Source organism: Allofrancisella guangzhouensis (genome assembly GCF_000815225.1).
Classification (GTDB): Bacteria; Pseudomonadota; Gammaproteobacteria; order Francisellales; family Francisellaceae; genus Francisella; species Francisella guangzhouensis.
Map to the genome: position 1 here is coordinate 1,265,986 of NZ_CP010427.1, position 13,183 is coordinate 1,279,168.

The following is a 13,183-nucleotide window of genomic DNA, read 5'->3' on the forward strand; positions in this document are numbered from 1 at the left end:
TCGCTATTATATTTTTTAAAAAACAAGAAGAAATCAAGTAAATAGTACTCAAAAATGGTAAATATATCAATGCTTAGATATCTGCAAAATATAGTTATGTTCAATCGCTAGTTTTTCTAACGCCTTAAGAAACATTTTGGTACAAAAAATAAAATTCGCGTCAGTCTCATTTAATAGCTCAACATCCTTTAATAGAGGTTGTATGTGCTTTTCAAATCTTAATAACTCTTTATAGCTTATTCTTTTTTGTTTTTTCATATCATACGTAATATTTGTCAAAGACTTCATGATATAATTTTTAAATTCTATAAATATTAACTCTTGATCTAGCTTAGCTACTAAGATAGGGTCTAGTGAAGCTTCAATATATTCATACATAACTATCATATATCTATAAATTCTACGTATATACAACCCCATTTTCTCATATTCTCTAACTTTCTTTGCAGAACCCTCATATTTAAGCTCTTTTATTAAAGATAAATGTTTTGTAAATTCAAGAAAGATACTTTCTCTAAGTTTTTGATGTGTTTGATTACGTTCTATAAATAGAATTCCAAAAAAATCTTTAATTTGGGAAATAGTTTTTATATAACTTTGTTTTAACCTAGTTTCAGCTCTTATAGGGAAAACAAAACGATTAACTACTAAAGCTATAGCTATACCTAAGGATATCTCTACTGCTCTTTGAATTGCTATTTCAATACTTGGACGGATATTAAAAATAATAATTATTATTGTTATACCAGCAAGAGTACCAGCATAACTATACTTTGACGAAGCCCCTGCAAAATATACAGATAACATTAAAAAAGGTAAAACCATAATTATTTGCAAAGACTTATTAGACAGAAACACCGCTATTAACATAGCTATTATCGCACCCACTATAGTTCCTAGAAACCTCATAAAAGCTTTATCCAGAGCACCACCTAAGTTTGGCTGAGTTGACATTACTACCAGTACAGTTATTACCATCCACAAATACATTTGCTGAACATCAAAAAGTTTACCTAAATAAAATCCAGCTAAATAAGCTATTACTACACCCAATGTAGTCTTCATAGCATTAATCACTGCATACCTATTATCATTTAAAAATGCAAATTGCATATAAACTTATCACTCCAACCTAAACAAAGTTAGCTGTAAACTTGACTCTTGAAGTATTTTAACATAAACCAAGCATAAGAAGCTTTAAAAAAAATATATGATTTATTAAGTATATCTCGAACTTATATATAATTCTATTTCAAATATTAAATACCTTAAAATGATGCTATTAGGGTTAGTTAAAACCATATATCAGTCAGAATTTTCAATAATGTTTTAACTACCCTCTTTGCCTTACTGTTTCATATAAGGCTATACCTGTAGCAACTGAAACATTCAAACTAGAAACTTTACCAAACATTGGTAGCTTTGCTAAAAAATCACAACTTGTTTTTGTAAGTTGTCGCATTCCACTACCTTCTGCACCTGCTACTATAGCTATTGGGTCGTTTAAATTCATATCATACAAGCTATCACTAGCTTCACCTGCTAAACCTATTACCCATACTCCCTGTTCTTTTAGTTTTTCTATAGCTCTAGCTAGGTTTGTAACCACAACAATTTTAGTATGCTCAGCAGCTCCACAAGCTACTTTTTTAACGGTCGCATTTACAGGTGCGCTATTATCTTTAGGAACCACGATAAAATCCACTCCAGCTGAATGAGCGCTACGAATACAAGCGCCAAAATTATGTGGATCTTGGACACTATCAAGTACCAAAATAAAAGGCTTTGAGCTTTCTAATAATAAGTTAGGAATATCACTTTCGATATAGGTTTTTAAAGTAATTTTCTCAATAGCAAAAATATTTTGGTGATTTGCATCTTTTTTTATACGGCATGGCAAATCTTTGACACTATTTAAAAACGTAACCTCAATACTCAAAGCTTTTGCATCATCCATAATCTGGGATAATTTAGGATTTAAGTTCTGCTTTTGTAATATAAATAGCTCTTTTGCTTGATTTGCTTTTATCAAACTTTCTACAGCGTGGACTCCATATACTAAATCACTCATCTAAGACTCCAGAAACTCTATAAGCTTTTCTCTTAATCCATCAAAAGAACCGTTACTCATCATAACTATTTCTACTTCTCTGTCTTCCTGAGTGATTAATAAAGATTCTACTGTGCTGATAAACTCTTCTATATTTTTAATAAAATCAACTTTTGTACTATCTTTTAAGAGTTCGTTTGCATCCCATTTTAATAAAGCATGATCATATAATAAAACCTTATCTGCTTTTAGTATTGCGTTAGGTAAGCTTTCTTTATTATTTCCTTGTTTCATAGTGTTAGATCGTGGATCTATCAAGGCAATTATATAAGCTTGTGGATTTTTATTGCGTACAGCTTCTAACGTTAGTTTTATAGACGTTGGGTGGTGTGCAAAATCATCGTATAAAACAATACCTTCTCTTTTACATAATACTTCCAAGCGTCTTTTCACACCTTTAAAGCTCTCTAAAGCCTGCTTAATATCGTTATTAGATATATCAAGCTGTTTAGCTACAGCATAAGCACTCAATGCGTTTAAAGCATTATGCTCACCGATAAAATTCCAAGAAATTTCTACTTTATCACTACTATTTGAACCCAGCATAAACTTAGAATAATCATTAGAGTATTCTGTAATATAGAAACCCAATTTTGAATTAGCTGCAATAGTATTTGACCAGTAGCCCATATCCATTATATGTTGTACATTTACATCAGAAGCATTATAGATTATGCTTGCACTAGCTGGCATTTTTCTAATAAGTTGATGAAACTGCCAATAGATAGCATCGATATCTTTAAAAATATCAGCATGATCATATTCGATATTATTTATCACCAAAATACTAGGGTCATAGTGAATTAACTTAGAGCGTTTGTCAAAAAAGGCTGTGTCATATTCGTCTGCTTCAATAACAAAATATTCTGAATCTGTATACCTTGAAGAAACACCAAAATCCCCACTAATTCCCCCAACAAGAAAACTTGGGTTAAAACCAGCCTGTTCTAAAATTTTGATAGTCATAGTAGTGGTTGTAGTTTTACCATGAGTTCCTGCTATGGCGATAACCTTTTTTTGCTTTAATATGTTATGGTAAAGCCACTCAGGCCCAGAAAAATAGTTTAATTTTTCATCTAAAATCTTTTCTATTATCGGCAAACCTCTTTTCATAACATTACCAATAATAATTTCATCTGGTTTTGTCTCTAACTGTGAACAATCAAAGCCTTGAATAATTTCTATTGCCTGTGATTCAAGATAAGTACTCATCGGAGGATAAACATTAGTGTCAGATCCAGTAACTTTATAACCTTTTTGCTTAGCTAATATAGCTAGTGAGCCCATAAAAGTTCCACAAATTCCTAAAATATGAATATGTTTAGACATCAATTAAAAAAATGAATAACAAAAATTGCTACCAATTATATCAGCTTATAGTTTTTAAATATACAGCGACAATATACGCAAAATACTAACCACATTTTAGAAAGGCTCGCGAATGCGCAAAATACGGTTTTGAAAAATAAACATGCTAATAAAAATATTTCGCATCACTCTTATCAAAAATAACTATACCTTATCAAATATAATACATACGATATAACGTATCTAACTTGTATATTTAGTTATATATTTTTTTGTAAAGTGATAGCAAAAAAATGATAGAAACATTAAAAGCAGTATTACAAATTTTCAAAAAGATGATAGCTTTGTATATGCATCCTTGGAATATAAGTAAATAATACCAATAGAGAAACAATACAATGAATTTTAAACAATATATTGAAGCATATCTCGAATTTAATCAAAATTTGGTCAAACTCTTAGATGAAGAAGATAAGCTATGTGAACCTATAAGATTTTTTAAGAAAGACTTTTTAACAACTTTTTACGTTAAGAAGAGTTTTATTTCTGGCATTACAAAGATGGATATAATACGTTCAACAGGAGAAGAATTAAAAGTAAAAGCTATAATCATTTTAACAGACTATCTTAAGCTTACAGAACAAGCTGAATTTAAATCTAAGTATTTAAGTACCATTCCTAAAATTTCTGATGGTTTACACTTATCTAGAATGAAAAGAGAAGCTTGTACTTTTATCGTTGAAAATGTAAACACTCTGGCTAAGCTATCAATAGCTAATATGCAACAACAATCACCTAACTCTGATGAATATAATAAGATCCTCTTTCAAACCCACCTAGAAAATGTTAAACAGATTTTAAAAGAGAATAGTTTGATTGCTATTTCAGCAACAATAAACATACTTCAGAAAAAATTTATCCAGCATGCATCAACAACAAAAGTATCAAAACTAACAATGAAAGAAGCTAGCCAATATGCTTCTATCAATAACCCAGGTAGAATGTTATGTAGTAATAGCGCTATTTGTGCTGCTCTGGAAACAAATGGTATACTTTTAAACCGTAATGATAAAAAAATAGCATCTTTTGGTTATTTAAGGAGTGAACGTTTAACCGCTATATTTTTAGAAAAATGGTTTACTATACAAGAAGTAATGTTAGATTATAGGTTGTCTACTACTGAAAATGCTATTTTAGCGATCACAAGTGGAAAGTTTAATGGCGGAGTTTTTATAAGAACTACTATGAAAGAAGGTCCAGGCCATAGCGAATATGTAATGTCCGATGAAAAGGGTAAATTTTGGAAATCTGAAGCTAATAGTAATACTATTAACAATAATATTACTCATAGTTACAGATGGCGCAAACTATATACAGGAAAGGATGCGCATGTATTATATCACGACGACCTTGATGATGATGAATATGATAGCATCACTATTTGGGGGTTGATTAGAAAAGAAAATATAACTTGTGAAGCTAACCTAAACTTTAATAAACGTAGAATAGTTGAACAACTTAATAATAAAATTTTCAATTTTAACTTAACCAAAGTTAAACAAGTATGTTTAGCACACATTCAAGAGTATCTTGATATAAAAACTTTATCATGGAAATCTTATAAAGATAGAGCTAATTTGATGTTAAATAGTATTCAACAACAAACTTCTATACAAGATGTGATAAAAACTATAGATAATGAAATTGAAGTCATTCGAAATTCAGGAAGTGCTAGATATTTGAATAAATTAATTGATACTAAACTATATTTATCAAACATTTTAATGGAGAGCTTTTAACCGCGAGTCTCATTTGTAATAGCTAAACCATATCTGACTCTCATTGCTTAAAGCACCATGTATACATTCATAATTTCAACTCTTTTTTAATGCAAGTGCCTGTTGTTACAAAGTTATTACTAGTATTCTGTGAATTATTATTTATACTTACAAAACAATTATTTAAATACAAGAAAAGTAAAGTGTTTATTGAATTTGCCCTCAAAAACCAAGTCCTTAAGTTTGGAGAGTTTACCCTCAAATCAGGCAGAGTTAGTCCGTATTTTTTTAATGCTGGATTATTTAACACCGGCAGTCAACTTGCAACTCTAGCGGACTATTACGCGCAACTAATAGCTAAAAGTAATATAAAATATGATATTTTGTTTGGTCCTGCATATAAGGGAATACCACTAGTAGCAGCTATCTCAACTATCTTAGCTATTAAATACAATATTGATATACCATATGCTTTTGACCGCAAAGAAGCAAAAGATCATGGTGAAGGTGGGGTTTTTGTAGGTGCAGATATGACAAATAAAAACGTTCTACTTGTAGATGACGTAATGACTGCTGGAACTGCGTTTTATGAGTCTTATAATAAGTTAAAAAATATAAATGCTACAATCACTGGGGTTGTGTTATCAATAGACCGTCAAGAGAAAGCCAATGACAGCAATATTTCAGCTACAAAAAAAATCTCCCAAGACTTCGGTATCCCAGTTTTAGCTGTTACTAACTTTGAAAGCATATTTGAGTATGTTAAAGAAAAGCTTAATGATGAAGTGATTAACAAGTTTAAAAACTATCGTGAAAAATATGGATCATAACAAAGATATATATATAATAGCTGATTTACATCTGAACGCTCATCATAGTGAATCAGCTAATATTTTCAAAAAATTCCTTGATAAAATATCATCAAATGAAAATATTCTTTTCATACTAGGAGATTTTTTTGATTATTGGATAGGCGATAATCACAAAGACAAGTTTTATCATCAAATCACAACGTGGCTAAAACAAGCTAGCGATAAAGGCTTAAAAATATATTTCATGCATGGCAACCGTGATTTTCTGATTGGCAAAAAATTTGCAAAATGTAGTGGTGTGACTATAGTTAAAGATCCTTATTATCTAAACATTGCTGATAAAAAAATTCTTTTTTCTCATGGTGATTTATTTTGTACTGATGATAAAAGCTACCAAACCTACCGTAAATGGATTGCTTATAATAAGCCTTTAAGATTTCTATTTCGAAGGTTACCATTATTCTTAAGGGAAAAAACCGCCAAAAATGTAAGAAGTCATAGTTATGTGAAAAATCGTAGACAACCAAATATAGATGTCACATCAATAGGAATAGAAAAATATCGAAAAGATTACAACATTGTAATCCATGGCCACACTCACAGAATGGCTATTCACAAAGAAAAAGACCACACCAGATACGTACTAGGAGACTGGTTTAAAACAGGCAATTATATAAAGATTTCTAAAGATGGTGAAATAACTCAACATACTAACATCATCTAAAAATATGTCTTGTGTTTTAAAAAATTTTTGGTTTTAAGTATCATTCTAAGCTTTAAAACCCCTTACAGCTTGAGCTATTTCTTCCATCTCATAACTTCTAGCACCTTTAACTATAATTTTTGTAGCTAGATTGTTACAAAACCTAAGAACTTGTTCTAAATCCTTTTTTAATTCTTCTTTTGTTTCATAAAGTTTAACATTCTCACTTTGAATTTGGCTAAGAGTAACTTCTAGCAAACTATTATCACCATATAAAAAAACTCTATCAAACTTTGCTTCTTGTAGCCACTGCCCCATCTGCCTGTGATAATTTTCTGCCTCGTTTCCAAGCTCTTTCATTGAACTGATAGCTAAAATCTTTTTTCCATTAAACTCAGATAAATCTTCAACCGCCGCTTTTACTGCAGAAACACTAGCGTTGTATGTATCATCTACCAGAATTAACTTTTCACTTAACTTTTCTATGCAAAATCTACCTTTATAATTACTAATTTTACTAGTATTTTTAAGAAAATTTCTTGGGTCAAGTCCTGCAGCAACTACACTAGAGATAGCTAATATGCTATTAAACAAATTATGTTTTCCAATAGCTGGAAGGAAATATTCATATTCATCACCAAAGATACTAAGTCTAACCTTGTAATTTTCTTCAGTAGAATCATACCCTTTTATATAAATATCTGCCATTTGTTTAGACATCGAGCAGGTGATCTTTTTACAGTCTAAGACAGATACATATTTAGTTATTCTCTCATCGTCAAGATTTACTATACAATAGCCTTTTTGTGGTGTTACTTTTAAGAGTTCGCCCTTTTCTGCCATTACACCATCTAAACTTTTCAAATTTTCTAAATGTGAAGCTCCAACGTTTGTGATCATCGCTACATCTGGTTGAATAATTTCAGCAGCTGCTTTAATTTCACCACCCACATTAGTACCAGCTTCAATTACTGCAAAATCTGCATCCTGAGGTGTTTCTAAAATAGTCATTGGCACCCCAAGATAATTATTTAAATTACCCTTAGTAAAGTGAACCTTCTTATCACTTAGTAAAGCTACTATCATCTCTTTTACTGTGGTCTTACCACAACTGCCTGTTAGCGAGATTATTGGCATTTTTAATGATTTACGGTACTCTTTAGCGAGCTTACGTAAGCCACGGATAGTATTTTCACACACTATTTGTGGGGTATCTGTATTTTGCTTTTTAGAAACTAACAATGCTTTTGCACCATTTGCAATAGCTTGAGGAATAAACTCATGACCATCCCTATTTGCCACTATTGCAACAAATAGACTATCTTGCTTAATATCACCCGAATTAATTGCAATAGTTTTTATTTGAACATCTTCACCTATATACTCAAACCCAGCTTGGGCTGCTAACTTTTTTAAAGAAGTAATCATATCTATTAATAAAAAACCTACAAATAACGTTATTGTAAAGCAACAGAGAAATATATGCTAGCAAGGACTGATATTTTAATCTTTATGTATTGAAGAGGCAAATTAGCTAAGCAAAGTCTTTATAAATTAAACGAATTTTCACAAATATCTAATGCTTCACAAATAGCTTTATAAAATTTTGAGTTTTCCAACTTTTTAGGAATATTTTTTATTTTATAATCAACTTCGTTGCTCCAACACTTATTTATTTTCACCTTATAATTGGTCTCATCATTCCAACGCTTATTAATTTCATCTTTTCCTATATATTTGTGTTGGACATATTCAAACTTTATTTTTTGTTTCTCCAAAATAGTCGATATATTCTTTATAGTATATTGCTGCTTAACTTCTCTAATAACTTCTCTCATACGTCCTGCATGGTGCTTTTGGTCAAAAACTCGTAATGTTATGTTCCAAGAACCAGAAGGGTCTAGAGAGTTCAACTTTAAATACCGTCCCAATATTGTTAAAACTTTTTCTTTAACTGTTTTGACATCATATATGGGTTTTTCTTTCAAGCAGCTATACCTTTCAAATAATGATCCACGACTATTATCTACACTTTTTCTTTCTTCAAATAGAGATTTTTTTTTAGTGATATTAAAACCATTTTGACCTGAACTCTTAAGTGGCTTATTATATTGGTCAATATCATATTTTAAGCTCTCTTCGACATTACTACATCTAAGACCCTGGGCAAAAGAGCTTCTTCTTGCATATAGTTTCTGCAACTCATCATTATAGAAAGTTATAAATCTTCTTCTACAACTATTTTCTATTTCTGTTACATCCTTGTATCGGGTTATTTTTTTACTATCTAATGAGAGTTCTTTAATAATTAATATTTTATTATTATAGTACTTGACAGCATCATACAAATATGCATGTTCTAGGTGATCATTATAATTTTGTAACTTCGTTGCTTTATTTATCCAAAGATCTATAATAACAGCATTTTGCATATAATCTATATCTAGTATTTCTTGAAAATTTTTATATTTTTTATAAGAAGCATTGAAAACTGATTCATTTTGATGTATTAATGCAAATACATGTAAGTTTTCTATAACACAATAACTAATAAAAAATCTTTCTTCAAACATTATCTCTGGCGTAATTCTAGCGATATGAATAGCAGCTACTGTCAAATCTCCACATCTACCAATCCCATTATTAAGCCCAAAAACAATACGCTCTCTACTTGCATAAGGGTTTATGCAAGCCTTCTCAATATTGCTTTTATAGTTTTTACTAAATGCACTCTCTGGCTTAAACAATGGTACCATTTTTGGAAGGTTATCAGAATACTTAATATAACTCTTAATGGCTTTAACGAGAGCAGCCCCAAAAGTTAAAAATTTATCACCATCAATCATTATTATTTATTTTAAAACTAAATATTTTTATTATACAATAAAAATATTATTAGTTATATATTTTTTATAATAAAAATTATTTTATTATAAAGTTTTAAACTGCATAACATGGTCAGTAAGCTATTTGTAACTCTATCATCGTGTATTATACATACCCACATATAAGAAATATTAAGCAAAAACTAAATTCTAGCTTTTGACATCCTCAATATTTCTAAGAGTTACAATTCTATTAAATATAGGTTTTTCTTTTGAAAAATCTTTTTGGTCCACTACAAAATAGCCGATCCTGTTAAATTGGAAATGCTCTTCAGGTCTTACATCTTCTAGAGATTTTTCTAGTTTTGCATTTTTGATAATTTCCATAGAATTAGGGTTTAAACAATCTTCTATTTTTTCAAACTTAGCAGGATTCTCATCATTAAAAAGTCTATCATATATTCTAACTTCAGCATCTATACAGTTATTAGCATCTACCCAGTGGATAATACCATTTGGTTTTTTACCATCTTCTGGTTTGTTGCCGCCTAAAGTTTCTGGTAAATAGCTACATTTTAACTCAATAACATTACCGTCAGTATCTGTAATAACTTCATCACAATCTATTACATAACTATTTATCAGTCGCACTCGACCTTTTGGACTTAGTTTTTTCATTCCTTTTTCAAGCTCAAACACAAAATCATCTCTTTCAATGAATATTTCATCTGAAATTGTGATATCTCTTCTACCAAGATCAGAATTTTGTGGATGGTTTGGCACATTTAAAGTATGCGACTGCATGTTTTTTATGATTACTTTAATAGGATTTAAAACAGCATTTTTTCTTAAAGCGTTTTTATTAAGGTCATCTCTAATAGATTCTTCAAGCACTGAAACATCGATTATAGAATCTTGTTTTGATATTCCTATTAGCTCACAAAAATTACGGATAGATTCTGGAGTATAACCTCTACGGCGGTAGCCTTTTAATGTAGGCATGCGCGGATCATCCCAACCACTTACTAAATTGTTATCAACTAAATATTTTAGTTTTCTCTTACTAGTGATTGTATAGTTTAAGTTAAGCCTAGAAAATTCTATTTGTTGAGGTTTAGTTTGAAATTCCGTTTCGTTAACTACCCAATCATAAAATGGTCTTTGATCCTGAAATTCAAGAGTACAAAGAGAATGAGTAATACCCTCTATAGCATCCTCTAACGGGTGGGCAAAGGCATACATAGGATAAATACACCATTTATCACCCGTTTTTGGATGATGTGAGAATTTTATTCTATACAGAGCTGGATCTCTTAGATTGATATTTCCAGAAGCCATATCTATTTTCGCCCTCAAAGTTTTACTACCCTCAGCAAACTCTCCATTTTTCATTTTCTCAAAAAGCTCAAGGTTCTCTTGTATACTTCTATCTCTATAGGGGCTATTTTGACCTGCTTCTTTTAAAGTGCCTCTGTATTGCCTTACTTCATCTGCAGATAAGTCACAAACATAAGCTTTGCCTTTTTTAATAAGTAGTACAGCAAATTTATACATTTTGTCAAAATATTCTGAAGCAAAATGAGGTTGGTTTTCCCATCTAAAACCCAGCCACTTTACATCCTCCTGGATTGCATTTATATATTCGATATCTTCTTTATCCGGATTAGTATCATCAAAACGAAGGTTACATTCTCCATCAAACTCTTGAGCAATACCGAAATTTAAACAAATGGATTTTGCATGGCCAATATGTAGGTAACCATTAGGTTCTGGCGGAAATCTGGTTATTATGCTAGAAATATTATTGTTTTCCAAATCTTTTTTTATAATATTTTTGATAAAATGAGTTTTAGCAGTAATGTTTTTATCAGACATAGTTTTTATTGATAATGCGTTTTAATTATATTAGTTAGTATTTTACTTTATTCGAAAACTATCCGCACAATTTTTTGAAAAAAAAGTATATTCCAGCTATAATCTGACTAAATTATCACTAGCTTGCCTGACTAAGGGAACTTGTATCATGGATCCGTCTATTGTGGATGATAGTAAATATTTGTTCACAACAAAAAATGTATACCAAAATCTATCTTTAGATGAATTAGCTGAACACGCTAAACTTACTTGTAATTTCATAAGACAAGATAGCAAGGCCCTAATAGTTGATAGCGGGGATATAAAAGGTAGATTACCTGATGATAAGTATGTTGTTGAAACAAAATATGCTAAAAAAAATGTTTGGTGGCATGAATATGGTTCTGATAACAAAAGGCTTAAGCGTAAAGACTGGAAAGTAATCAAACAAAAACTTTGTGATGATATCTCTAACAAAGATATATTTGTTACTGATGGTTTTTATAATCATGATGAAAAATACAGAATAGCTGTTAGACTTATAACAACTCAAGCATCAGCTGCTTATTTTTTTAGACTTATATGTATCAGACCAACTGTAAAAGAGTTAGAAGGTTTTAAACCACAATGGGTTATGATGCATTCTCCAGAAACTACTATAGATAACTATCAAGAACTAGGATTAAATTCACCAAAAGTTATAGCGACGAATCTTAAGCAACGTCAAAGTATATTTATAGGCACTCGTTATCTTGCTGAGATTAACAAAGTTTTACTATCGATTATGAGTTATTATTTATCACTAAACAATATTGGTATCTTCTACTGCTCTGTTAGTGTCGATGCAGAATCTAAAAGCCTTATGTTTTTAGGTCTTTCTGGTAGTGGGAAAACGACACTAGCCTTAGACAACCACAGAGCTTTAGTAACAAATGAAGCTATAGCTTGGACAGAGTCAAAAGGATTATACAGCTTAGAATCTGGACTAACTATCAAAGTTGCTAGCTTTAAAAGAGATGATAGCCGTATAAAAAATGTTTTACAAAACCATCTACTTATAGAAAACCCCAACTTTGATGAAGAAGGAAATGTCATTTTTGGACATAAAGAAAGCTCCCAAAGTAACACCTACCTAACATTTTGTCGAGAAAATTTCGAGAATTGTATTATAAACACAAGCGATCCTAGTACAATAATCTTTTTAGTAAAAGATGCAAAGGGCGTTTTACCTAGAGTGGCAAAACTAAGTAAAGGTCAAGCGATATACTATTTCTTATCGGGCTATACTAGCACTTCAACAGGAGTCGAAGAAGGTGTTGTGGAACCTAAACCAGAGTTTTCCAGTTGTTATGCTCAACCATTTTTATTACTTCAACCAACAAGATACGCAAATATTCTACGCCAAAGGCTTAAGCATAGTAACGCTAAAATTTATATGATAAATGCTGGTTGGATAGATGGCGACTTTAAAACAGGTAGACGTGTTCCAGTAGAAGAAACGAAAGCTATAGTTAACTATCTAGTAAGCAGTAACCAAGATGTAAGTTTCAAATATATGAGACAAAAATATTTTAATTTTAAATCACTAGTGATAATACAAGATAAAGACCAAACTTTACATTTAACTAACAACTGGAAAGATCAATCAGAATATAAAAAACAGTATAAATCTTTAGCCAAAGCCTTTGTCAAAAACTATGAACAGTTTGGGAATGACGAATTTGCCTTAAAGTATAAAAAATTTCAGCCAGCTGTATAAAAAATTTTATATAATTAACATGTCATAACTTGGT

The 13,183-nt window shown here is 30.6% G+C and carries 10 protein-coding genes; 4 read left to right on the forward strand and 6 right to left on the reverse strand.

Annotation, left to right across the window (positions count from 1 at the left end; genetic code table 11):
• Positions 1 to 66 precede the first annotated feature (66 nt).
• The 3 genes from SD28_RS05975 to mpl all read right to left on the reverse strand — a co-directional run bounded on the left by SD28_RS05975 (position 67) and on the right by mpl (position 3,439).
• Positions 67 to 1,113, reverse strand: coding sequence for an FUSC family protein (locus tag SD28_RS05975; RefSeq protein WP_039125053.1), 1,047 nt, complete (start codon positions 1,111 to 1,113; stop codon positions 67 to 69).
• Between the two features lie 220 nt (positions 1,114 to 1,333).
• The gene (gene rlmB, locus SD28_RS05980) at positions 1,334 to 2,071 is read right to left on the reverse strand and encodes a 23S rRNA (guanosine(2251)-2'-O)-methyltransferase RlmB (RefSeq protein ID WP_039125055.1); all 738 of its coding nucleotides are present in this window, start codon (positions 2,069 to 2,071) and stop codon (positions 1,334 to 1,336) included.
• The gene (gene mpl, locus SD28_RS05985) at positions 2,072 to 3,439 is read right to left on the reverse strand and encodes a UDP-N-acetylmuramate:L-alanyl-gamma-D-glutamyl-meso-diaminopimelate ligase (RefSeq protein ID WP_039125057.1); all 1,368 of its coding nucleotides are present in this window, start codon (positions 3,437 to 3,439) and stop codon (positions 2,072 to 2,074) included.
• Between the two features lie 377 nt (positions 3,440 to 3,816).
• Here mpl and SD28_RS05990 point away from each other — a divergent pair, with 377 nt between their 5' ends.
• From SD28_RS05990 to SD28_RS06000, 3 genes are all read left to right on the forward strand, one after another.
• On the forward strand, positions 3,817 to 5,217 hold the full coding sequence (locus SD28_RS05990; RefSeq protein WP_039125059.1) for a hypothetical protein: 1,401 nt from the start codon (positions 3,817 to 3,819) through the stop codon (positions 5,215 to 5,217).
• Positions 5,218 to 5,399: 182 nt separating this feature from the next.
• Positions 5,400 to 6,026 (forward strand): orotate phosphoribosyltransferase, encoded by a 627-nt coding sequence (pyrE, locus tag SD28_RS05995; protein ID WP_039125838.1) that lies wholly within the window; start codon positions 5,400 to 5,402, stop codon positions 6,024 to 6,026.
• Entirely contained in the window at positions 6,016 to 6,732 is a 717-nt protein-coding gene (locus SD28_RS06000) for a UDP-2,3-diacylglucosamine diphosphatase (protein ID WP_039125061.1), read from the forward strand. The genes pyrE and SD28_RS06000 overlap by 11 nt, the downstream gene beginning before the upstream one ends.
• 45 nt (positions 6,733 to 6,777) lie before the next feature.
• Here the strand turns inward: SD28_RS06000 and SD28_RS06005 are convergent, their stop codons facing one another.
• From SD28_RS06005 to SD28_RS06015, 3 genes are all read right to left on the reverse strand, one after another.
• On the reverse strand, positions 6,778 to 8,139 hold the full coding sequence (locus SD28_RS06005) for a UDP-N-acetylmuramoyl-tripeptide--D-alanyl-D-alanine ligase (RefSeq protein ID WP_039125063.1): 1,362 nt from the start codon (positions 8,137 to 8,139) through the stop codon (positions 6,778 to 6,780).
• A 119-nt stretch (positions 8,140 to 8,258) separates the two neighbouring features.
• Entirely contained in the window at positions 8,259 to 9,557 is a 1,299-nt protein-coding gene (locus SD28_RS06010) for a hypothetical protein (protein WP_039125065.1), read from the reverse strand.
• Between the two features lie 189 nt (positions 9,558 to 9,746).
• On the reverse strand, positions 9,747 to 11,411 hold the full coding sequence (locus SD28_RS06015; protein ID WP_039125067.1) for a glutamine--tRNA ligase/YqeY domain fusion protein: 1,665 nt from the start codon (positions 11,409 to 11,411) through the stop codon (positions 9,747 to 9,749).
• Between the two features lie 148 nt (positions 11,412 to 11,559).
• Between SD28_RS06015 and SD28_RS06020 the strand changes: the two genes are divergently transcribed.
• Positions 11,560 to 13,149, forward strand: a complete 1,590-nt coding sequence (locus tag SD28_RS06020) for a phosphoenolpyruvate carboxykinase (ATP) (protein WP_039125069.1) — start codon at positions 11,560 to 11,562, stop codon at positions 13,147 to 13,149.
• Positions 13,150 to 13,183: the final 34 nt, after the last annotated feature.

Coding starts and splice junctions, on each gene's coding strand:
- SD28_RS06015 (WP_039125067.1), bottom strand. CDS start 11,411: ATGTCTGATAAAAACATTACTGCTAAAACTCATTTTATCAAAAATATT.
- SD28_RS05990 (WP_039125059.1), top strand. CDS start 3,817: ATGAATTTTAAACAATATATTGAAGCATATCTCGAATTTAATCAAAAT.
- SD28_RS06005 (WP_039125063.1), bottom strand. CDS start 8,139: ATGATTACTTCTTTAAAAAAGTTAGCAGCCCAAGCTGGGTTTGAGTAT.
- SD28_RS06000 (WP_039125061.1), top strand. CDS start 6,016: ATGGATCATAACAAAGATATATATATAATAGCTGATTTACATCTGAAC.
- rlmB (WP_039125055.1), bottom strand. CDS start 2,071: ATGAGTGATTTAGTATATGGAGTCCACGCTGTAGAAAGTTTGATAAAA.
- SD28_RS06010 (WP_039125065.1), bottom strand. CDS start 9,557: ATGATTGATGGTGATAAATTTTTAACTTTTGGGGCTGCTCTCGTTAAA.
- SD28_RS06020 (WP_039125069.1), top strand. CDS start 11,560: ATGGATCCGTCTATTGTGGATGATAGTAAATATTTGTTCACAACAAAA.
- SD28_RS05975 (WP_039125053.1), bottom strand. CDS start 1,113: ATGCAATTTGCATTTTTAAATGATAATAGGTATGCAGTGATTAATGCT.
- mpl (WP_039125057.1), bottom strand. CDS start 3,439: ATGTCTAAACATATTCATATTTTAGGAATTTGTGGAACTTTTATGGGC.